Source organism: Pseudomonas sp. JAI115, from assembly GCF_014200835.1.
GTDB classification, from domain to species: domain Bacteria; phylum Pseudomonadota; class Gammaproteobacteria; order Pseudomonadales; family Pseudomonadaceae; genus Aquipseudomonas; species Aquipseudomonas putida_A.
Genome location: NZ_JACHCY010000003.1, coordinates 379,277 through 400,660, shown reverse-complemented (window position 1 = coordinate 400,660; position 21,384 = coordinate 379,277). Strand labels below are relative to the sequence as shown.

Sequence of the window (21,384 nt, the reverse complement as noted above, 5' to 3'; positions counted from 1 at the left end):
TGCCGGGGCGTTTTGCTGTCTACGATTCAACTTGCCCCACCCCGGGCCGACAAACTGGCAATATCAAGCCTTTCGAAAGCGGAGATAACGGACATGTCCCTACGCACCCTGCTCACCACCCTGCTGCTCGGTTGCAGTTTTTCGGTGATGGCAGCCACAGAAATCGTGCCCCTCAACTACCGCACCAGCGCCGACATGCTGCCGATGGCGCAAGACTTTATCGGCAAGGACGGTCAGGTCAGCGCCTATGGCAACCAACTGATCATCAAGGCCGAGCCGGACAAGATTCAGGAACTCAAGGCGCTGATTACCCAGCTCGATACTGCGCCCAAACGCCTGTTGATCACGGTTGATACCGATGAAAACAACGGTCGCGGCGATGAAGGCTACTCGGTCAACGGCGCGCAGCCGAATCAGACCCGCATTATCAGCCGCAGCACCGCCAGCCGTGACGGCGGCGTGCAGCAAGTACAGGCTACCGACGGCATGCCGGCGCTGATTCAGGTCGGCCAAAGTGTGCCGATCACCAGCAGCCAGACCAACTCCTACGGCGACTACAGCAGCCAGACCCAATACCGTAACGTCACCCAAGGCTTCTACGTCACCGCCAGCGTCACCGGCGACATCGTTCACCTGGCAATCAGTACCAACCGTGACCGCATGAGCCAGGAACGCGCCGATGTAGTGAACGTGCAAAGTACCGACACAACGGTCAGCGGACGCCTGGGCGAATGGATCACCCTCGCCGGCGTAAACCGTGAAACCCAGGCCGACAAACAGGGCCTGACCCGCAGCTACTCGACTCAAGGCCGAGATGACATGACTTTACGGGTCAAAGTCGACGCCCTGGACTAAAGCACCGAAAACTGACTGATTAGTCGTATTAGACGAAAGATGTAGTGCTTGAAAAAAAGCACTACAAAACGTTTGACGAGCCAAAAAAGCGAAGGCATGATGGCCTCGCTCCCGCTAATCAGAGGCCCTGGCAAGGGCCTTCGAAGCGATGTTCGCACCTACCCCGCGAACCGCTTCGTGTCTGTACCGCCCACAAGGTGTGTTTGACGAGGTTGCCGACTGGAACGAAGTTGTCCCGAGGGACGGAAGCGTATTTAGGTAACCCGGCTTCACGCTGTAGTCCGTATAAAGGCCCACGACGCCCGAATGCGCCCGCAGTCCGCCACTACCTGCTCACTTCCCCTCGAGCCCATCGTTCATCCCGTCGCCTACCCCGCCAAATCCGACTTGACCACCTAAGCTTCTGGTCAGCGAGCGCAGGAATTTTCTACCGCAGAACAACTTTTCATAAAGACGCGACGAGGTTTATCTCCATGGCACTGACACGCGAACAGCAAATTGCAGCCCTTGAAAAAGACTGGGCTGAAAACCCGCGCTGGAAAGGCGTGACTCGCACTTATTCCGCTGCTGACGTCGTCCGTCTGCGTGGCTCGGTTCAACCTGAGCACACCTTTGCGAAAATGGGCGCCGAGAAGCTGTGGAACCTGGTGACCCAGGGTGCCAAGCCGTCCTTCCGCCCAGAGAAAGATTTCGTCAACTGCATGGGCGCCCTGACCGGTGGCCAGGCTGTTCAGCAGGTCAAGGCCGGTATCCAGGCGATCTACCTGTCGGGCTGGCAAGTGGCTGCGGACAACAACTCCGCAGAATCGATGTACCCGGACCAGTCGCTGTACCCGGTGGACTCGGTGCCAACCGTGGTCAAGCGCATCAACAACTCGTTCCGTCGTGCTGACCAGATCCAGTGGAAAGCCGGCAAGAACCCGGGCGACGAAGGCTACATCGACTACTTCGCGCCAATCGTGGCTGACGCTGAAGCCGGTTTCGGCGGCGTACTGAACGCCTACGAGTTGATGAAGAGCATGATCGAAGCAGGCGCCGCCGGCGTTCACTTCGAAGACCAACTGGCTTCCGTGAAAAAATGCGGCCACATGGGCGGCAAGGTACTGGTTCCAACTCAGGAAGCTGTACAGAAGCTGACCGCCGCCCGTCTGGCTGCTGACGTTGCCGGCACGCCGACCATCATCCTGGCGCGTACCGACGCCAACGCGGCTGACCTGCTGACTTCCGACTGCGATCCGTACGACCAGCCGTTCGTGACTGGCGAGCGTACTCAGGAAGGCTTCTACAAGGTACGCGCCGGTCTGGATCAGGCGATTGCCCGTGGCCTGGCCTACGCACCGTACGCTGACCTGATCTGGTGCGAAACCGCCAAACCGGATCTGGAAGAAGCCCGTCGCTTCGCTGAAGCGATCAAGAAGGAATACCCGGACCAACTGCTGTCGTACAACTGCTCGCCTTCCTTCAACTGGAAGAAAAACCTGGACGACGCGACCATCGCCAAGTTCCAGCGCGAACTGTCCGCCATGGGTTACAAGCACCAGTTCATCACCCTGGCCGGCATTCACAACATGTGGCACAGCATGTTCAACCTGGCGCACGACTACGCCCGCAACGACATGACTGCCTACGTGAAGCTGCAGGAGCAGGAATTCGCTGACGCCGCCAAGGGTTACACCTTCGTGGCTCACCAGCAGGAAGTGGGCACCGGCTACTTCGACGACATGACCACCGTGATTCAGGGTGGCTCGTCCTCGGTGACCGCGCTGACCGGTTCGACCGAAGAAGAACAGTTCCACTGATTCGACTTCGCTGAGCAAACGGCCTTTGCGGATCGTATAGAAAACTAACCGCAAAGCCGCAAAACTGACGCCCCGACTGGTTCGGGGCGTTTTTTTGCCTACGACACTTTCACAGAAATCCAACACTCCTGTGGGAGCGAGCCTGCTCGCGAAAGCGTAGCGTCAGGTTGCACATGCGGCGACTGACTCACCGCATTCGCGAGCAGGCTCGCTCCCACAGGTTTCGTCTTCAGCCTGCGAGACAAAACATTGATCCAGAGCGGTACACACGTCAGAAAAATCAGCTAAAACGGGCGCCACCGCTACTTGCAGTAACAGGCATATAAGACAACTTTCTGTTTACTGCACCGCTAAACAGTTACAAAACCCCTGCAAACGATATCAATTATCATTTAGCCGCAACTATGTTCGTTACATTCCCTACAAAACATTATTTGCATAAACCCGGCTAATGCCCGCAACGCATGGGCTGCAGGGCATTGGAGGTACGCTATGTCCTTATTCCAATAAATAATTTCGCTATAGGAATTTTACTTGCCGGGTGTTTAGCCATAAAATCAGCGCGATTGATTGCTGCGACATATCGTCACTGCCTATTTCTTTATCAAGCTCAGAGACCTTTGCTCTCTGTTAAGGATTACCAGCATGCCCGAAGCGACAGGACTCATGGCCCACAACTGGGGCTTTGCCATTTTCCTTCTGGGTGTCGTCGGCCTGTGTGCCTTCATGCTTGGCGTCTCCAGCCTCCTCGGGTCAAAAGCCTGGGGCCGCAGCAAAAACGAACCGTTCGAGTCCGGCATGCTACCTACAGGTGGCGCCCGCTTGCGGCTCTCAGCCAAATTCTATCTGGTCGCGATGCTGTTCGTGATCTTCGATATCGAAGCCCTCTTTCTCTTTGCATGGTCTGTGTCCGTCCGCGAAAGCGGCTGGACCGGATTCGTCGAAGCTCTCGTTTTCATAGCAATTCTGTTGGCAGGTCTTGTCTACCTGTTCCGAGTGGGCGCCCTTGACTGGGCTCCGGAAGCTCGTCGCAAGCGGCAGGCGAAGCTGAAACAATGAGGCTTTGGCAATGCAATACAATCTCACCAGAATCGACCCCGATGCTCCTAACGAGCAGTATCCGATCGGCGAACGGGAAACCGTTTCCGATCCGTTAGAGGATCAAGTTCACAAAAACATTTTCATGGGCAAGCTCGAAGACGTGCTGAGTGGCGCGGTCAACTGGGGGCGTAAAAACTCCCTGTGGCCGTACAACTTCGGCCTTTCGTGCTGCTACGTGGAAATGACCACCGCCTTCACGGCGCCCCACGACATCGCGCGCTTTGGCGCCGAAGTTATCCGGGCATCACCGCGTCAGGCCGACTTCATGGTTATCGCCGGTACCTGCTTCATCAAGATGGCGCCGATCATTCAGCGTCTCTACGAGCAGATGCTCGAGCCTAAGTGGGTTATCTCCATGGGTTCGTGCGCCAACTCCGGTGGCATGTACGACATCTACTCCGTGGTTCAAGGGGTGGACAAGTTCCTGCCCGTGGACGTCTACGTACCTGGCTGCCCGCCTCGTCCAGAAGCATTCCTGCAAGGCTTGATGCTGTTGCAGGAATCGATTGGACAGGAGCGTCGTCCGCTTTCCTGGGTCGTTGGCGACCAAGGCGTTTATCGCGCCGACATGCCTTCGCAAAAGGAACAGCGCCGCGAACAGCGAATCGCAGTCACCAATCTGCGCAGCCCTGACGAAGTCTGATCCAGTCTGTTTCAAAGAAACGAGAAGCTGGCTTCATTCTTTACGTTGACCGAAAGCGAAAAAATAACCATGACTACAGGCAGCGCTCTGTACATCCCGCCTTATAAGGCAGACGACCAGGATGTGGTCGTCGAATTGAACAACCGTTTTGGCGCCGAAGCGTTCACCGCTCAGTCGACCCGCACCGGCATGCCGGTGCTGTGGGTGGCGCGCGCCAGACTTGTCGAAGTCCTGACCTTCCTGCGCAACCTGCCCAAGCCGTACGTCATGCTCTATGACCTGCACGGCGTGGACGAGCGCCTGCGCACCAAGCGTCAAGGGCTGCCATCGGGCGCCGACTTCACCGTGTTCTATCACCTCATGTCGCTTGAGCGTAATAGTGACGTGATGATCAAAGTCGCCTTGTCCGAAAGCGACCTGAGCTTGCCGACCGTCACCAGCATCTGGCCGAACGCCAACTGGTACGAGCGTGAAGTCTGGGACATGTACGGCATCGACTTCAAAGGCCACCCGCACCTGTCGCGCATCATGATGCCGCCGACCTGGGAAGGTCACCCGCTGCGCAAGGACTTCCCGGCGCGCGCCACCGAATTCGATCCGTTCAGCCTCAACCTCGCCAAGCAGCAGCTTGAGGAAGAAGCTGCGCGCTTCCGTCCTGAAGACTGGGGCATGAAGCGTTCCGGGGCCAACGAGGACTACATGTTCCTCAACCTGGGCCCGAACCACCCTTCGGCTCACGGTGCGTTCCGCATCATTCTGCAACTCGATGGCGAAGAGATCGTCGACTGCGTACCAGACATCGGTTACCACCACCGTGGTGCCGAGAAGATGGCCGAGCGTCAGTCCTGGCACAGTTTCATCCCGTACACCGACCGTATCGACTACCTCGGCGGCGTGATGAACAACCTGCCGTACGTGCTCTCGGTCGAAAAGCTGGCCGGTATCAAGGTGCCAGAGAAGGTCGACGTCATCCGCATCATGATGGCCGAGTTCTTCCGGATCACCAGTCACCTGCTGTTCCTGGGTACCTACATCCAGGACGTCGGCGCCATGACCCCGGTGTTCTTCACCTTCACCGACCGCCAGAAGGCGTACACGGTGATCGAAGCCATCACCGGTTTCCGCCTGCACCCGGCCTGGTACCGCATCGGTGGCGTCGCCCACGACCTGCCGCGCGGCTGGGACAAACTGGTGAAAGACTTCGTTGAATGGCTGCCGAAGCGCCTCGACGAATACACCAAGGCTGCCCTGCAGAACAGCATCCTCAAAGGCCGGACCATCGGCGTCGCGCAGTACAACACCAAAGAAGCCCTGGAATGGGGTGTCACCGGTGCCGGCCTGCGTTCGACCGGTTGCGACTTCGACCTGCGCAAAGCGCGTCCATACTCCGGCTACGAGAACTTCGAATTCGAAGTACCGCTGGCCGCCAATGGCGATGCCTACGATCGCTGCATGGTCCGCGTCGAGGAGATGCGCCAGAGCATCAAGATCATCGACCAGTGCATGCGCAACATGCCGGAAGGCCCGTACAAGGCGGATCACCCGCTGACCACGCCGCCGCCGAAAGAGCGCACGCTGCAGCACATCGAAACCCTGATTACGCACTTCCTGCAAGTTTCGTGGGGCCCGGTCATGCCGGCCAACGAATCCTTCCAGATGATCGAAGCGACCAAGGGCATCAACAGTTATTACCTGACGAGCGACGGCGGCACCATGAGCTACCGTACCCGGATCCGTACTCCGAGCTTCCCGCACCTGCAACAGATCCCTTCGGTGATCAAAGGCAGCATGGTCGCGGACTTGATTGCGTACCTGGGTAGTATCGACTTCGTTATGGCCGACGTGGACCGCTAAGCATGAACAGCACGCTTATCCAGACAGACCGTTTCACCTTGAGTGAAACAGAGCGCTCGGCCATCGAGCACGAGCTGCATCACTACGAAGACCCGCGCGCGGCGTCGATCGAAGCCCTGAAGATCGTTCAGAAGGAACGCGGCTGGGTGCCGGATGGCGCCCTGTACGCGATCGGCGAGATCCTCGGCATCCCGGCCAGCGACGTTGAAGGTGTGGCGACGTTCTATAGCCAGATCTTCCGTCAGCCGGTCGGCCGTCACATCATTCGCGTCTGCGACAGCATGGTCTGCTACATCGGCGGCCACGAGTCGGTGGTCAGCGAAATCCAGAACAATCTGGGCATCGGCCTGGGTCAGACCACCGCCGACGGTCGTTTCACCCTGCTGCCTGTCTGCTGCCTCGGCAACTGCGACAAGGCACCGGCGCTGATGATCGACGACGACACCTTTGGCGACGTGCAGCCTGCCGGCGTGGCCAAACTGCTCGAGGGCTACGTATGACCCTGACATCTTTCGGTCCCGCCAACCGCATCAAGCGTTCGGCCGAGACTCACCCGCTGACCTGGCGTCTGCGTGACGACGGCGAAGCCGTGTGGCTCGACGAATACCAGGCCAAGAACGGTTACGCCGCTGCGCGCAAGGCCTTCGCCGACATGGCTCAGGACGACATCGTCCAGACCGTGAAAGACGCCGGCCTCAAAGGCCGCGGCGGTGCAGGCTTCCCCACTGGCGTGAAGTGGGGCCTGATGCCTAAGGACGAATCCATCAACATCCGCTACCTGCTGTGCAACGCGGACGAGATGGAGCCGAACACCTGGAAAGACCGCATGCTGATGGAGCAACTGCCCCATCTGCTGATCGAAGGCATGCTGATCAGTGCCCGCGCACTGAAAACCTACCGTGGCTACATCTTCCTGCGTGGCGAGTACACCACCGCCGCCAAGCACTTGAATCGTGCCGTGGAAGAAGCCAAGGCTGCAGGCCTGCTGGGCAAGAACATTCTGGGCAGCGGTTTCGACTTCGAACTGTTCGTCCACACCGGCGCCGGGCGTTACATCTGCGGTGAAGAAACCGCACTGATCAACTCCCTCGAAGGCCGCCGCGCCAACCCGCGCTCCAAGCCGCCCTTCCCTGCCGCCGTCGGCGTGTGGGGCAAGCCGACCTGCGTGAACAACGTCGAAACCCTGTGCAACGTGCCGGCGATCATTGCCGACGGCGTTGAATGGTACAAATCGTTGGCCCGCGAAGGCAGCGAAGACATGGGCACCAAACTCATGGGCTTCTCCGGCAAGGTCAAGAATCCGGGTCTGTGGGAGCTGCCATTCGGCGTCACCGGTCGCGAACTGTTCGAAGACTACGCTGGTGGCATGCGCGACGGTTACAAGCTCAAGGCCTGGCAGCCAGGTGGTGCCGGTACCGGTTTCCTCCTGCCAGAACACCTCGACGCGCAAATGTATGCCGGCGGCATCGCCAAAGTGGGCACCCGGATGGGTACCGGCCTGGCCATGGCGGTGGACGACAGCGTCAACATGGTTTCCTTGCTGCGCAATGTGGAGCAGTTCTTCGCTCGCGAATCCTGCGGCTTCTGCACCCCGTGCCGTGATGGCCTGCCATGGAGCGTCAAGCTCTTGATGGCCATCGAAGAAGGCCGCGGTCAGCCAGGCGACATCGAGACCCTGCTGGGTCTGGTCGGCTTCCTCGGCCCAGGCAAGACCTTCTGTGCTCACGCACCGGGTGCCGTGGAGCCGCTGGGCAGTGCCATCAAATACTTCCGTCCAGAGTTCGAAGCCGGTATCGCGCCTGCAAGCGCCGCCGTCCCGCCTCTGGCAAGGCCGATCGTAATCGGCGCGTAAACGCTTAAAAAGGCGAAGGGTCCGTGCCCTTCGCCTTTCGTCCGATGACGCCTTTCGGGGCTGACTGGATTCGGACGGATAACAAGATTCCATTAGCCACGCCCGCTGACACCGGGCCAACGAAGACCTTTGAACCATGGCCACTATCCACGTAGACGGCAAAGCGCTCGAAGTCGACGGGGCAGACAACCTGTTACAGGCATGTCTGTCGCTGGGCCTCGACATCCCTTATTTCTGCTGGCACCCCGCGCTTGGTAGCGTCGGGGCCTGCCGCCAGTGCGCGGTCAAGCAGTACACCGACGAGAACGACACCCGTGGTCGCATCGTCATGTCCTGCATGACCCCTGCCACCGACAACACCTGGATCTCCATCGACGATGAAGAATCCAAGGCGTTCCGCGCCAGTGTTGTCGAATGGCTGATGACCAACCACCCGCACGACTGCCCTGTGTGCGAAGAAGGCGGTCACTGCCACCTGCAAGACATGACGGTGATGACCGGCCACAACGAGCGCCGTTATCGCTTCACCAAACGCACCCACCAGAACCAGCAACTGGGCCCGTTCATTTCCCACGAAATGAACCGCTGCATCGCCTGCTATCGCTGCGTGCGTTTCTACAAGGACTACGCCGGCGGCACCGACCTCGGTGTGTTCGGCGCCCACGACAACGTGTACTTCGGTCGCGTTGAAGACGGCACCCTCGAAAGCGAGTTCTCCGGCAACCTCACCGAGGTCTGCCCGACCGGTGTGTTCACCGACAAGACTCACTCCGAGCGCTACAACCGTAAATGGGACATGCAGTTCTCGCCGAGCATCTGCCATGGCTGCTCCAGCGGTTGCAACATTTCCCCGGGCGAGCGTTACGGCGAACTGCGTCGCATCGAAAACCGTTTCAACGGTTCGGTGAACCAGTACTTCCTGTGCGACCGTGGCCGTTTCGGTTATGGCTACGTCAACCGCACCGACCGTCCACGTCAGCCACTGCTGGCCGACGGCACCAAGCTGGGCCTGGATCAGGCGCTGGACAAGGCAGCCGATCTGCTGCGCGGGCGCAATATCGTCGGTATCGGTTCGCCGCGTGCCAGCCTCGAAAGCAACTACGCGCTGCGTGAACTGGTAGGCGCCGAGCATTTCTACTCCGGTATCGAAGCCTCCGAACTGGAGCGCATCCGTCTGGTCCTGCAAGTGCTCAAAGACAGCCCGCTGCCCGTGCCGAACATGCGCGACATCGAAGACCACGACGCCGTGTTCGTCCTCGGTGAAGACCTGACCCAGACCGCCGCCCGTATGGCGCTGTCCCTGCGTCAGTCGGTCAAGGGCAAAGCTGAAGACATGGCCGAAGCCATGCGCGTTCAGCCATGGCTCGACGCCGCAGTGAAGAACATCGGTCAGCACGAACTGAACCCGCTGTTCATCGCCAGCCTGGCGGAAACCAAGCTCGACGACATCGCGGAAGAGTGCGTTCACGCCGCTCCGGACGATCTGGCGCGCATCGGCTTCGCTGTGGCCCACGCACTGGATGCCAGCGCACCGGCCGTTGAAGGTCTGGATGCTGAAGCACTGGAACTGGCCAAGCGCATTGCCGACGCCCTGCTCGCGGCCAAACGTCCGCTGATCATCGCCGGTACTTCGCTGGGTTCCAAAGCCTTGATCGAAGCCGCTGCGAACATCGCCAAGGCCCTGAAGCTGCGCGAGAAGAACGGTTCGATCAGCCTGATCGTGCCGGAAGCCAACAGCCTTGGCCTGGCCATGCTCGGTGGCGAATCGGTCGACGCGGCGCTGCAAGCCGTGATCGACGGCAAGGCCGACGCCATCGTCGTGCTGGAAAACGATCTGTACACCCGCACCTCGAAAGCCAAGGTCGATGCCGCACTGAGCGCTGCGAAAGTAGTGATCGTTGCCGACCACCAGAAAACCGCCACCACCGACCGCGCGCAACTGGTGCTGCCAGCGGCGAGCTTCGCTGAAGGCGACGGTACGCTGGTCAGCCAGGAAGGCCGCGCCCAGCGCTTCTTCCAGGTTTTCGATCCGCAATACATGGATGCGAGCATCCTGGTTCATGAAGGCTGGCGCTGGCTGCACGCCCTGCGCTCGACCCTGCTGAACCAGCCGATCGACTGGACGCAACTCGACCACGTCACCGCTGCCGTGGCTTCGAGCACCGAGCAACTGGCGCGTATCGTCGACGCCGCGCCGTCTGCCGCGTTCCGCATCAAGGGTCTGAAACTGGCGCGTGAGCCACTGCGTTATTCCGGTCGCACCGCGATGCGCGCCGACATCAGCGTTCACGAACCGCGCACCCCGCAAGACAAAGACACCGCGTTCGCCTTCTCCATGGAAGGTTACTCGGGCTCGGCCGAACCGCGTCAGCAAGTGCCGTTCGCCTGGTCGCCGGGCTGGAACTCGCCGCAAGCCTGGAACAAGTTCCAGGACGAAGTCGGCGGTCACCTGCGTGCTGGCGACCCGGGCACCCGGCTGATCGAAAGCACCGGTGATTCGCTGAACTGGTTCGCTGCCGCTCCGCGCGCATTCAACCCGGCGCCGGGCACCTGGCAGGCCGTGCCGTTCTACCACCTGTTCGGCAGCGACGAAAACTCGTCGAAAGCCGCACCGGTACAGGAACGCATCCCGGCTCCGTACGTGGCGCTGGCCAAATCCGAAGCGGATCGCCTGGGCGTCAACGACGGTGCTCTGCTGAGCCTGAACGTGGCCGGCCAGACCCTGCGTCTGCCGCTGCGCATCAATGAAGAACTGGGCGCTGGTCTGGTGGCCTTGCCTGCGGGCATCGCCGGCATTCCACCGGCATTCGCCGGCGTGTCCGTCGACGGTCTGCAGGAGGCAGCGCAATGACCTGGTTCACCCCTGAAGTGATCGATGTGATCCTGACGGTCATCAAAGCCATCGTGATTCTGCTGGCCGTTGTGGTCGCGGGCGCGTTGCTCAGCTTTGTCGAACGTCGCCTGCTGGGCTGGTGGCAGGATCGTTACGGCCCGAACCGCGTTGGCCCGTTCGGCATGTTCCAGATCGCCGCCGACATGCTGAAGATGTTCTTCAAGGAAGACTGGACCCCGCCGTTTGCCGACAAGGTGATCTTCACCCTGGCACCGGTGGTGGCCATGTCCGCCCTGCTGATCGCGTTCGCGATCATCCCGATCACCCCGACCTGGGGCGTCGCGGATCTGAACATCGGCCTGCTGTTCTTCTTCGCCATGGCTGGTCTGTCGGTCTACGCGGTGCTGTTCGCCGGCTGGTCGAGCAACAACAAGTTCGCCCTGCTCGGCAGCTTGCGTGCCTCGGCGCAGACCGTGTCCTACGAAGTGTTCATGGGCCTGGCCCTGATGGGCATCGTGGTGCAGGTCGGCTCGTTCAACATGCGCGACATCGTCGAGTACCAGGCGCAGAACCTGTGGTTCATCATTCCGCAGTTCTTCGGCTTCTGTACCTTCTTCATCGCAGGCGTCGCCGTGACTCACCGTCACCCGTTCGACCAGCCGGAAGCGGAACAGGAACTGGCCGACGGTTACCACATTGAATACGCCGGTATGAAATGGGGCATGTTCTTCGTCGGTGAATACATCGGCATCATCCTGATCTCGGCGCTGCTGGTCACCCTGTTCTTCGGTGGCTGGCACGGTCCGTTCGGCATCCTGCCGCAACTGTCCTTCGTCTGGTTCGCACTGAAGACCGCGTTCTTCATCATGCTGTTCATCCTGCTGCGCGCTTCCATCCCGCGTCCGCGTTATGACCAGGTGATGGATTTCAGCTGGAAATTCTGCCTGCCACTGACCCTGATCAATTTGCTGATAACCGCTGCGGTTGTGTTGTGGAACACACCTGCGGTTGCGGTTCAGTGAGGATTTGACCCATGTTCAAATATATTGGCGACATCGTTAAGGGTACCGGTACCCAGTTGCGCAGCCTGGTCATGGTCTTCGGCCATGGCTTTCGCAAGCGCGACACCCTGCAATACCCGGAAGAGCCGGTCTACCTGCCACCACGCTACCGTGGTCGCATCGTCCTGACCCGTGACCCCGATGGCGAAGAGCGTTGCGTAGCCTGCAACCTGTGCGCCGTGGCTTGCCCGGTAGGTTGCATCTCGCTGCAGAAAGCTGAAACCGAAGACGGTCGCTGGTACCCGGACTTCTTCCGTATCAACTTCTCGCGCTGCATTTTCTGCGGTCTCTGCGAGGAAGCCTGTCCGACCACCGCAATCCAGCTAACTCCGGATTTCGAGATGGCCGAGTTCAAACGTCAGGACCTGGTGTACGAGAAAGAAGATCTTTTGATCTCCGGCCCCGGCAAAAACCCTGATTACAACTTCTATCGTGTTGCAGGTATGGCAATCGCTGGCAAGCCGAAAGGCTCTGCGCAGAACGAAGCCGAACCGATCAACGTGAAGAGCTTGCTGCCTTAAGGAAGAACGATGGAATTCGCTTTCTATTTCGCATCGGGTATTGCGGTTGTATCCACGCTACGTGTGGTCACCAACACCAACCCTGTGCACGCCCTGCTCTACCTGATCATCTCGTTGATCGCCGTGGCCATGACCTTCTTCGCGCTCGGCGCACCGTTCGCCGGCGTGCTGGAAGTGATCGCCTACGCTGGCGCCATCATGGTGCTGTTCGTGTTCGTGGTGATGATGCTGAACCTGGGTCCTGCCTCGGTTCAGCAGGAACGCACCTGGCTCAAGCCCGGCATCTGGGCAGGGCCGGTGATTCTCGCCGCCCTGCTGCTGGCCGAACTGCTGTATGTGCTGTTCGCTCACCAGAGCGGTCAGGCCATCGGCCACACCACCGTCGATGCAAAAGCCGTGGGCGTCAGCCTGTTCGGCCCGTATCTGCTGGTGGTCGAACTCGCCTCGATGCTGCTGCTCGCCGCAGCCGTCACGGCGTTCCATTTGGGCCGTAACGAGGCGAAGGAGTAAGACATGCCTGCTATCCCTCTCGAACATGGATTGGCCGTTGCCGGCATCCTGTTCTGCCTTGGTCTGGTCGGCCTGATGGTCCGCCGCAACATTTTGTTCGTGTTGATGAGTCTGGAAGTGATGATGAACGCCTCTGCCCTGGCCTTCATCGTTGCGGGCGCCCGCTGGGCGCAACCGGATGGACAGATCATGTTCATCCTGGTGATCAGCCTGGCAGCCGCCGAGGCCAGTATTGGCCTGGCGATCCTGCTGCAACTGTATCGCCGCTTCCACACGCTCGATATCGACGCTGCCAGTGAGATGCGCGGATGAACCTAATCTTTCTGACTTTTGTATTCCCTCTGATCGGTTTCCTGCTGCTGTCGTTCTCCCGTGGACGCTGGTCGGAAAACCTCTCGGCGCTGATCGGCGTGGGTTCCATCGGCCTGTCGGCGATTGTCGCCGCCTACGTCATCTGGCAATTCAACGTCGCGCCTCCCGAGGGCGGCCACTACACCCTGGTGCTGTGGAAGTGGATGGCGGTCGAAGGCTTCAAGCCTGACTTCGCTCTCTACATCGATGGCCTGTCGATCACCATGCTTGGCGTGGTGGTGGGCGTGGGTTTCCTGATCCACCTGTTCGCGTCCTGGTACATGCGCGGCGAAGCGGGTTACTCGCGCTTCTTCTCGTACACCAACCTGTTTATCGCCAGCATGCTGTTCCTGGTACTCGGCGATAACCTGTTGTTTCTGCACTTCGGCTGGGAAGGCGTGGGCCTGTGCTCGTACCTGTTGATCGGTTTCTACTACAGCAACCGCAACAACGGTAACGCCGCACTCAAGGCCTTCATCGTGACCCGGATCGGCGACGTGTTCATGGCCATCGGCCTGTTCATCCTGTTCCAGCAAGTGGGCACGCTGAACATCCAGGAACTGCTGGTGCTGGCACCGCAGAAATTCCAGGTCGGCGACTTCTGGATCACCCTGGCGACCCTGATGCTGCTGGGTGGTGCGGTCGGTAAATCGGCGCAACTGCCACTGCAAACCTGGCTCGCGGACGCGATGGCCGGTCCGACCCCGGTGTCGGCACTGATCCACGCTGCAACAATGGTAACTGCCGGTGTCTACCTGATCGCCCGTACCCACGGTCTGTTCACCCTGGCGCCGGAAATCCTCCACCTGGTCGGCATCGTCGGTGGTGTGACGCTGGTTCTCGCAGGTTTCGCCGCACTGGTGCAGACCGACATCAAACGTATCCTCGCCTACTCGACCATGAGCCAGATCGGCTACATGTTCCTGGCGCTGGGCGTTGGTGCCTGGGATGGCGCGATTTTCCACCTGATGACCCACGCCTTCTTCAAGGCCCTGCTGTTCCTTGCTTCCGGTGCGGTGATCGTTGCCTGCCACCACGAGCAGAACATCTTCAAGATGGGCGGTCTGTGGAAAAAGCTGCCACTGGCCTACGCCAGCTTCATCGTCGGTGGTGCTGCACTGGCCGCCCTGCCACTGGTCACCGCAGGCTTCTACTCCAAGGACGAAATCCTTTGGGAAGCGTTCGCCAGCGGCAACCACGGTCTGCTTTACGCAGGTCTGGTCGGCGCGTTCATGACTTCGCTGTACACCTTCCGTCTGATCTTCATCACGTTCCACGGTGAAGCCAAGACCGAAGCCCACGCCGGCCACGGCATCTCGCACTGGCTGCCACTGTCGGTGCTGATCGTGCTGTCGACTTTCGTCGGCGCCATGATCGTGCCACCGCTGCACGGCGTACTGCCTGAAAGCGTTGGCCATGCCGGTGGCGAAGCCAAGCACAGTCTGGAAATCGCCTCGGGCGCCATCGCTCTGGCCGGTATCCTGCTGGCGGCCCTGCTGTTCCTCGGCAAGCGTCGCTTCGTGACCGCGATCGCCAACAGCGGCGTCGGCCGTTTCCTTTCGGCCTGGTGGTTCGCTGCCTGGGGCTTCGACTGGATCTACGACAAACTGTTCGTCAAGCCGTACCTTGCGATCAGCCATGTACTGCGCAGAGACCCGCTCGACCAGACCATCGGTCTGATCCCGCGTATGGCCAAAGGCGGTCACTCCGCCCTGAGCCGCACCGAGACCGGTCAACTGCGTTGGTATGCCGCCTCGATGGCTGCTGGTGCCGTGCTGGTAATCGGCGCCATCGTGCTGGTAGCGGTCTGATATGAACCTTGCGAATTTGCGAAAGGAAACGAGCCCGTCATGATTCTGCCTTGGCTAATCCTGATCCCCTTCATCGGCGGCCTGCTGTGCTGGATGGGTGAGCGCTTCGGCGCTACCCTCCCCCGCTGGATTGCGCTGTTGACCATGACCCTGGAACTCGCCCTCGGCCTCTGGCTGTGGGCCCACGGTGACTATTCATTTGCTCCGGCGCCTGGAGCCGATCCGGCCTGGGCGCTTGAGTTCAAGCACGTCTGGATCCAGCGCTTCGGCATCAACGTGCATCTGGCCCTCGACGGCCTGTCGCTGTTGATGATTCTGCTGACCGGTCTGCTGGGTATCCTCTCGGTACTCTGCTCGTGGAAAGAGATTCAACGTCACGTTGGCTTCTTCCACCTGAACCTGATGTGGATCCTGGGCGGCGTTGTCGGCGTGTTCCTCGCCCTCGACCTGTTCATGTTCTTCTTCTTCTGGGAAATGATGCTGGTGCCGATGTACTTCCTCATCGCGCTCTGGGGTCACAGTTCTTCGGACGGCAAGAAAACCCGAATCTACGCGGCGACCAAGTTCTTCATCTTCACTCAGGCTTCCGGCCTGATCATGCTGGTGGCGATCCTCGGTCTGGTGCTGGTCAACTTCAACAACACTGGCGTGATTACCTTCAACTACGCCGACCTGTTGAAGACCAAGATGTCGATGACCACCGAGTACATCCTGATGCTCGGCTTCTTCATCGCCTTCGCGGTCAAGCTGCCAGTCGTACCGTTCCACTCGTGGTTGCCTGATGCCCACGCCCAGGCGCCGACTGCCGGTTCCGTCGACCTCGCCGGTATCCTGCTGAAAACCGCGGCCTACGGTCTGCTGCGTTTCGCCCTGCCGCTGTTCCCGAACGCCTCGGCCGAATTCGCGCCGATCGCCATGACCCTCGGTCTGATCGGGATCTTCTACGGTGCGTTCCTCGCTTTCGCGCAAACCGACATCAAGCGTCTGATCGCCTTCTCGTCCGTTTCCCACATGGGCTTCGTGTTGATCGGCATCTACTCCGGCAGCCAACTGGCGCTGCAAGGTGCAGTGATCCAGATGCTGGCGCACGGTCTGTCGGCCGCGGCACTGTTTATCCTCAGCGGCCAACTGTACGAGCGTCTGCACACTCGTGACATGCGTGAGATGGGCGGTCTGTGGTCGCGTATCGCTTACCTGCCGGCGATCAGCCTGTTCTTTGCAGCCGCCTCCCTGGGTCTGCCGGGTACCGGTAACTTCGTCGGCGAGTTCCTGATCCTGATCGGTACGTTCGCCAGTGCGCCATGGATCACCGCGATTGCCACTTCCGGTCTGGTGTTCGGTTCGGTCTACTCGCTGATCATGATCCACCGTGCCTACTTCGGTCCGTCGAAATCGGATTCGATCCTGCACGGCATGGACGGTCGCGAACTGACCATGGTGCTGGGCCTTGCGGCGCTGCTGATTTACCTCGGCGTCTACCCGCAACCGTTCCTCGACACTTCCGCCGCCACGATGCATGGCGTGCAGCAGTGGCTCGGCACCGCCTTCACTCAACTCGCTTCGGCCCGGTAAGAGCGCTATGGAATTCACGATTCAACACTTTATTGCGCTAGCGCCACTGTTGATCACCAGCCTCACCATTATCGTGGTGATGCTGGCAATCGCCTGGCGCCGCAACCACTCGCAGACCTTCCTGATCTCGGTCGCCGGTCTGAACCTGGCCCTGCTGTCGATCCTGCCAGCCCTGAAAGTCGCGCCTCTGGCTGTGACTCCTTTGCTGCAAGTCGACACCTTCGCCTGCCTGTACATGGCGCTGATCCTGGTCGCCACCCTCGCCTGTGTAACCCTCGCCCACGCCTACCTCGGCGATGGCGGTTCGGGTTACCCGGGCAACCGTGAAGAACTGTACCTGCTGATCCTGATGGCCGCCGCCGGTGGTCTGGTTCTGGTCAGCGCGCAGCACCTGGCCGGTTTGTTCATCGGTCTGGAACTGCTGTCGGTGCCGGTCTACGGTCTGGTCGCTTACGCCTTCTTCAACAAGCGTTCGCTGGAAGCCGGCATCAAGTACATGGTGCTGTCGGCCGCCGGTTCCGCGTTCCTGTTGTTCGGCATGGCCCTGCTCTACGCTGATGCCGGCACCCTGAGCTTCGTCGGTATCGGTCAGGCCCTGGCTACCACCAACCTGCCGAGCTCGCTGGCTCAATTGGGTCTGGGCATGATGCTGATCGGTCTGGCGTTCAAGCTGTCGCTGGTACCGTTCCACCTGTGGACGCCGGACGTGTACGAAGGTGCTCCGGCGCCGGTCGCCGCGTTCCTCGCCACGGCGTCGAAGGTTGCCGTGTTTGCGGTGATGGTGCGTCTGTTCCAGATCTCCCCTGCCGCGAGCAGTGGCGTGCTGAGCGACGTACTGAGCGTGATCGCCGTCGCCTCGATCCTGTTCGGTAACCTGCTGGCCCTGACCCAGAGCAACCTCAAGCGTCTGCTCGGTTACTCGTCCATCGCACACTTCGGCTACCTGCTGATTGCCCTGGTGGCGAGCAAGGGTCTGGCGGTGGAAGCCATCGGCGTGTACCTGGTGACTTATGTGATCACCAGCCTCGGCGCCTTCGGCGTGATCACCCTGATGTCCTCGCCGTACAACGGTCGTGACGCCGACGCCCTGTACGAGTATCGCGGCCTGTTCTGGCGCCGTCCGTACCTGACCGCGGTACTGACCGTGATGATGCTGTCCCTGGCCGGTATCCCGCTGACTGCCGGCTTCATCGGCAAGTTCTACATCATCGCCACCGGTGTCGAGTCGCACCAATGGTGGCTGGTCGGTTCCCTGGTACTGGGCAGCGCCATCGGCGTGTTCTACTACCTGCGCGTGATGGTCACCCTGTACCTGATCGAACCGAACCTGCGCCGCCACGACGCCCAGCTGCACTGGGAACAGAAGGCAGGCGGCGTAATGCTGCTGGCCATCGCCCTGGTCGCTTTCTTCCTGGGTGTGTACCCGCAGCCATTGCTGACTCTGGTTCAGCAGGCGGGTCTGGCGGGCTGATATTCGGCTGGCTGGAACGGAAACGGCACCTTCGGGTGCCGTTTTTGTTTTAGTGCGATCTTTTGATCTTTACAACCTCTTCACCATCGGCACGCACGCCAGTTGCAGACCCGAAGGTGATTGATAAACCGCGCTCTCCTCCCCGACGTAACCGCAGCGCCGGTAAAAATCGGCAGCGTTCAACGTTGCGTCCAGACACACCTCGGTCAGCCCGAGATCCCGCGCCAAATCTTCGAGAAAGTACAGAACACGCTTACCCAGCCCACGCTGCATGAAATCCGGGCGAATGAAGATCGCGCCGATTTCACGGTAATCCAGATCGAGCATGCCGGTCGCTACGGCTTCACCCTCGATGCAGCCCAGATAGAAATGTCTCTCCATCAGCGTGTCGTAGCCGTCTTCGGCCGCTCCTTTGGTCCAGTCGAGCATTTGCTGCTCGCTGTAGGCGCCGATGCATTGATGCCTGATCGCCAAGCGTCGTATGTCGAATGCGGTTTGGGCGTCATTCGCGGTGGCTCTTCTGATGTCGAACATTTCTCTCTCCTTGAGCCATGTGCGGACGGGGCATGAAAAAGCCCCGTCCATTGCTGGCGGGGCTTTGGGTAACACGTCAAATGACAAACACGTATGACCTCATGGCCCGCCGAAAGCGGTCATGGAGGAGCACATCATGGTCATTCGAAGTCGGGCAGTCATGGGGTGATAGTGCTGCGGAATGTTCCGACACGTCAATTGTGAATTCTCCTCTCCACTCAATCGAATGTTCTCTCCACACTCGCCGATACGTCCTACAGGTGTTTTTACGACCGGAGTCTACCGTTCAAAAAGGGACGAAAAGGACGGCCTGGAGGCCTTGACCGATTCGATTATCGAGACAACACTATACGTAGGTAACGTACAGAACATGGATGCTCTATTTATCGAATTGCCTGTGTTTCAGAAGCACCGAGACGACTATCTGGATGACGATCTGTTTCGCAGCTTTCAATTGGAGTTGCTGAAAAATCCGGAAGCGGGCGATCTCATCGAGGACACAGGCGGGCTTCGTAAAATTCGCTTCAGCGACCAACGAAGAGGGAAAGGCAAGCGCAGCGGATTACGAGTGATTTATTACTGGTGGTCAGGCTTCGATCAGTTCTGGCTCTTTACCGTCTTCAACAAAAACGAGCAGGACGATTTGACGCCTGCCCAGAAAAAGCTTTTCAGAAAAACACTGGATAGAGAACTCAACGCGAGAAGCCACTATGAAACGTGACATTTTTTCCGAACTGATGGATGGACTGGAAGCACTGGCCGATGAACGCCAAGGCAAAATCACCTTGCGTACCCACAAGGTTCAGCTGCCAAAACTGATGCCGATCACCGCTGAGGAAGTGGTAGCCATCCGTCAGCAACTTAATCTCTCCCGGTCAGTATTCGCGATGTATCTACGCACGAACACGCGAACGCTCGAGAACTGGGAGCAAGGACGAGCAACGCCCAATGCTCAGGCCACAACCCTGATCCGTCTGGTCGAGCGTTTTCCACAGACAATCGAACAACTCGCAGCCCTGACCTGACACGGGGTTTTGATTCCAGCCACATGACGAAATTGTAATTCCCTCATCACCTTGGCGTTATCCGCAGCTTGCAACGATGTGACCCGGCGACCAATGCCGTCGGGCCCTGCCCCGCCGAACAATAAAACCACGCCGACGCACGTTCCCGTTCTGCCGAACCCAAGGAGTGTTTGATGGTTAACAATACAAAAATGTCGATGGCCGCTTTAGCGGTGGTGGTCGGCTCCGGGCCGTCCATGGTGTTTGCAGAAGACAAGCCCGAAGGCTTTGTCGAAGGCAGCCGCCTGACGGTGCTCAACCGCAACTTCTACTTCAATCGTGATCATCGCAACGGCCAGTCCAGCCCTACCGGCAACGGTTATTCCGAAGCCTGGGCGCATGCGGTGATCAGCAAGTTCGAATCCGGTTTCACCCAAGGCACCGTTGGGGTCGGTGTCGATGCATTTGCCATGCTCGGCTTGAAACTCGACACCGGTGACGGCCGCAACGGCGGGCGCAGTTCGTTCGATGTGCTGCCGGTCAACCGTGACGGCCAGGCGCGGGATGAATACACCAAGGTCGGTGGCGCCGCCAAAGTGCGGGCCTTCGATACCGTGGTCAAGGTCGGTGATGTGTTCCCGGCCAACCCGGTGGTGGCCGCAGGTGATTCGCGCCTGCTGCCGGAAAGCTTTCGCGGGGTGACGGCGAGCAACACCAGCATCGACGGTCTGTCGATTCAGGGCGGTCGTTTGCATGCGATGAGCCAACCGGTGTCCAGCGACATGCGCGAAAATTTCGCCACGTTCTACGCCGGCCCGGTCAACTCGCCGTGGATCGCTTACGGCGGCGGCGACTATGTGCTGAACAAGAACCTCAGTTTCAGCCTGTATTCCAGTCGCCTCAAGGACACCTGGAACCAGTATTACGCCGGCACCGCATGGACCTATCCACTGTCGGACGAGTTGTCGTTGTTCGGTGGTCTGAACTATTACAAGGCAGTCGATGAAGGCAAACAACTGCTCGGCGAATTCGACAACAACATCTGGAGCGGCCGCGTAGGCGTAAAACTCGGCGCGCATTCCGTCGCCCTCTCCCACCAGCGCAACAACGGCAACGACGACTTCGATTACCTGCGCCAGTCGGACTCGATCTTCCTCGACAACTCGATCCAGTACAGCGACTTCAACTCGCCGAAAGAACGTTCGTGGATGGTGCGTTATGACCTCGACATGAGCGCTTATGGCGTGCCGGGTCTGTCGTTCATGACCCGTTACGCGCGCGGCACCGACGCCGACTATTCCAACGCCAACGCCGTGTACATGCGCCGCGATGCCGAAGGCAATCCGCTGACCGACCAGAAGCGCTGGGAGCGCGACATCGAAGTCAAATACGTGGTGCAGAGCGGTTCGATGAAAGACCTGTCACTGCGTTTGCGCCAGGCCACCACCCGTGCCACGGCGTTCGAGTCGGATCTGGATGAAGTGCGGGTGATCGTCGAGTATCCGTTGGCGATTCTCTGAGTTTCCCCGAGCAATACCATTCACCTTTAGAAGCTCCTTGCTCCTTTGGTCAGAGGTGAATTTTTTGGCGCCCTTCGGGGCGCCTTTTTTTG

General features: G+C 59.6%; 19 protein-coding genes. 18 read left to right on the top strand and 1 reads right to left on the bottom strand.

Features of this window, described 5'->3' with window-relative positions; translation table 11 throughout:
* Positions 1-93: 93 nt before the first annotated feature.
* The 15 genes from HDC30_RS09750 to nuoN all read left to right on the top strand — a co-directional run bounded on the left by HDC30_RS09750 (position 94) and on the right by nuoN (position 18,234).
* Positions 94-855: a secretin N-terminal domain-containing protein gene (locus HDC30_RS09750; protein WP_183782662.1), complete on the top strand. Its 762-nt coding sequence runs from the start codon at positions 94-96 to the stop codon at positions 853-855.
* Positions 856-1,328: 473 nt separating this feature from the next.
* Positions 1,329-2,654: an isocitrate lyase gene (gene aceA, locus HDC30_RS09745; RefSeq protein ID WP_003223815.1), complete on the top strand. Its 1,326-nt coding sequence runs from the start codon at positions 1,329-1,331 to the stop codon at positions 2,652-2,654.
* A 645-nt stretch (positions 2,655-3,299) separates the two neighbouring features.
* Positions 3,300-3,713, top strand: a complete 414-nt coding sequence (locus HDC30_RS09740; protein WP_003223812.1) for an NADH-quinone oxidoreductase subunit A — start codon at positions 3,300-3,302, stop codon at positions 3,711-3,713.
* A gap of 10 nt (positions 3,714-3,723) precedes the next feature.
* Positions 3,724-4,398: an NADH-quinone oxidoreductase subunit B family protein gene (locus HDC30_RS09735; protein ID WP_003223809.1), complete on the top strand. Its 675-nt coding sequence runs from the start codon at positions 3,724-3,726 to the stop codon at positions 4,396-4,398.
* Between the two features lie 69 nt (positions 4,399-4,467).
* On the top strand, positions 4,468-6,252 hold the full coding sequence (gene nuoC / locus HDC30_RS09730) for an NADH-quinone oxidoreductase subunit C/D (protein ID WP_027614664.1): 1,785 nt from the start codon (positions 4,468-4,470) through the stop codon (positions 6,250-6,252).
* Positions 6,253-6,254: 2 nt separating this feature from the next.
* On the top strand, positions 6,255-6,752 hold the full coding sequence (nuoE, locus tag HDC30_RS09725) for an NADH-quinone oxidoreductase subunit NuoE (protein ID WP_003223804.1): 498 nt from the start codon (positions 6,255-6,257) through the stop codon (positions 6,750-6,752).
* Entirely contained in the window at positions 6,749-8,104 is a 1,356-nt protein-coding gene (gene nuoF / locus HDC30_RS09720) for an NADH-quinone oxidoreductase subunit NuoF (RefSeq protein ID WP_183782660.1), read from the top strand. Before nuoE ends, nuoF begins: the two co-directional genes overlap by 4 nt.
* A gap of 136 nt (positions 8,105-8,240) precedes the next feature.
* Positions 8,241-10,955 (top strand): NADH-quinone oxidoreductase subunit NuoG, encoded by a 2,715-nt coding sequence (nuoG, locus tag HDC30_RS09715; RefSeq protein ID WP_183782658.1) that lies wholly within the window; start codon positions 8,241-8,243, stop codon positions 10,953-10,955.
* Positions 10,952-11,959: an NADH-quinone oxidoreductase subunit NuoH gene (nuoH, locus tag HDC30_RS09710; RefSeq protein ID WP_007964859.1), complete on the top strand. Its 1,008-nt coding sequence runs from the start codon at positions 10,952-10,954 to the stop codon at positions 11,957-11,959. Before nuoG ends, nuoH begins: the two co-directional genes overlap by 4 nt.
* A gap of 11 nt (positions 11,960-11,970) precedes the next feature.
* Positions 11,971-12,519 carry an NADH-quinone oxidoreductase subunit NuoI gene (gene nuoI, locus HDC30_RS09705; RefSeq protein ID WP_003223795.1) on the top strand — a complete coding sequence of 183 codons (549 nt, stop codon included), beginning with the start codon at positions 11,971-11,973 and terminating at the stop codon, positions 12,517-12,519.
* A 9-nt stretch (positions 12,520-12,528) separates the two neighbouring features.
* Positions 12,529-13,029, top strand: a complete 501-nt coding sequence (gene nuoJ / locus HDC30_RS09700; RefSeq protein WP_003223793.1) for an NADH-quinone oxidoreductase subunit J — start codon at positions 12,529-12,531, stop codon at positions 13,027-13,029.
* Between the two features lie 3 nt (positions 13,030-13,032).
* Positions 13,033-13,341: an NADH-quinone oxidoreductase subunit NuoK gene (nuoK, locus tag HDC30_RS09695; RefSeq protein WP_003180046.1), complete on the top strand. Its 309-nt coding sequence runs from the start codon at positions 13,033-13,035 to the stop codon at positions 13,339-13,341.
* Positions 13,338-15,191 carry an NADH-quinone oxidoreductase subunit L gene (gene nuoL / locus HDC30_RS09690; protein ID WP_183782656.1) on the top strand — a complete coding sequence of 618 codons (1,854 nt, stop codon included), beginning with the start codon at positions 13,338-13,340 and terminating at the stop codon, positions 15,189-15,191. The genes nuoK and nuoL overlap by 4 nt, the downstream gene beginning before the upstream one ends.
* Before the next feature lie 39 nt (positions 15,192-15,230).
* Complete coding sequence (nuoM, locus tag HDC30_RS09685; protein WP_183782654.1) at positions 15,231-16,763, top strand: NADH-quinone oxidoreductase subunit M; 1,533 nt, start codon at positions 15,231-15,233, stop codon at positions 16,761-16,763.
* A gap of 7 nt (positions 16,764-16,770) precedes the next feature.
* Positions 16,771-18,234: an NADH-quinone oxidoreductase subunit NuoN gene (nuoN, locus tag HDC30_RS09680; RefSeq protein ID WP_096795642.1), complete on the top strand. Its 1,464-nt coding sequence runs from the start codon at positions 16,771-16,773 to the stop codon at positions 18,232-18,234.
* 69 nt (positions 18,235-18,303) lie between these two features.
* On the opposite strand, the gene HDC30_RS09675 is transcribed toward nuoN, so the two are convergent.
* Positions 18,304-18,768: a GNAT family N-acetyltransferase gene (locus tag HDC30_RS09675; RefSeq protein ID WP_183782652.1), complete on the bottom strand. Its 465-nt coding sequence runs from the start codon at positions 18,766-18,768 to the stop codon at positions 18,304-18,306.
* A gap of 370 nt (positions 18,769-19,138) precedes the next feature.
* Here HDC30_RS09675 and HDC30_RS09670 point away from each other — a divergent pair, with 370 nt between their 5' ends.
* The 3 genes from HDC30_RS09670 to HDC30_RS09660 all read left to right on the top strand — a co-directional run bounded on the left by HDC30_RS09670 (position 19,139) and on the right by HDC30_RS09660 (position 21,292).
* Positions 19,139-19,489: a toxin gene (locus HDC30_RS09670; protein ID WP_027614658.1), complete on the top strand. Its 351-nt coding sequence runs from the start codon at positions 19,139-19,141 to the stop codon at positions 19,487-19,489.
* Positions 19,479-19,793, top strand: coding sequence for a DNA-binding transcriptional regulator (locus tag HDC30_RS09665; RefSeq protein ID WP_007964870.1), 315 nt, complete (start codon positions 19,479-19,481; stop codon positions 19,791-19,793). The genes HDC30_RS09670 and HDC30_RS09665 overlap by 11 nt, the downstream gene beginning before the upstream one ends.
* 173 nt (positions 19,794-19,966) lie before the next feature.
* Entirely contained in the window at positions 19,967-21,292 is a 1,326-nt protein-coding gene (locus HDC30_RS09660; protein ID WP_027614656.1) for an OprD family porin, read from the top strand.
* The last annotated feature ends 92 nt before the right edge of the window (positions 21,293-21,384 follow it).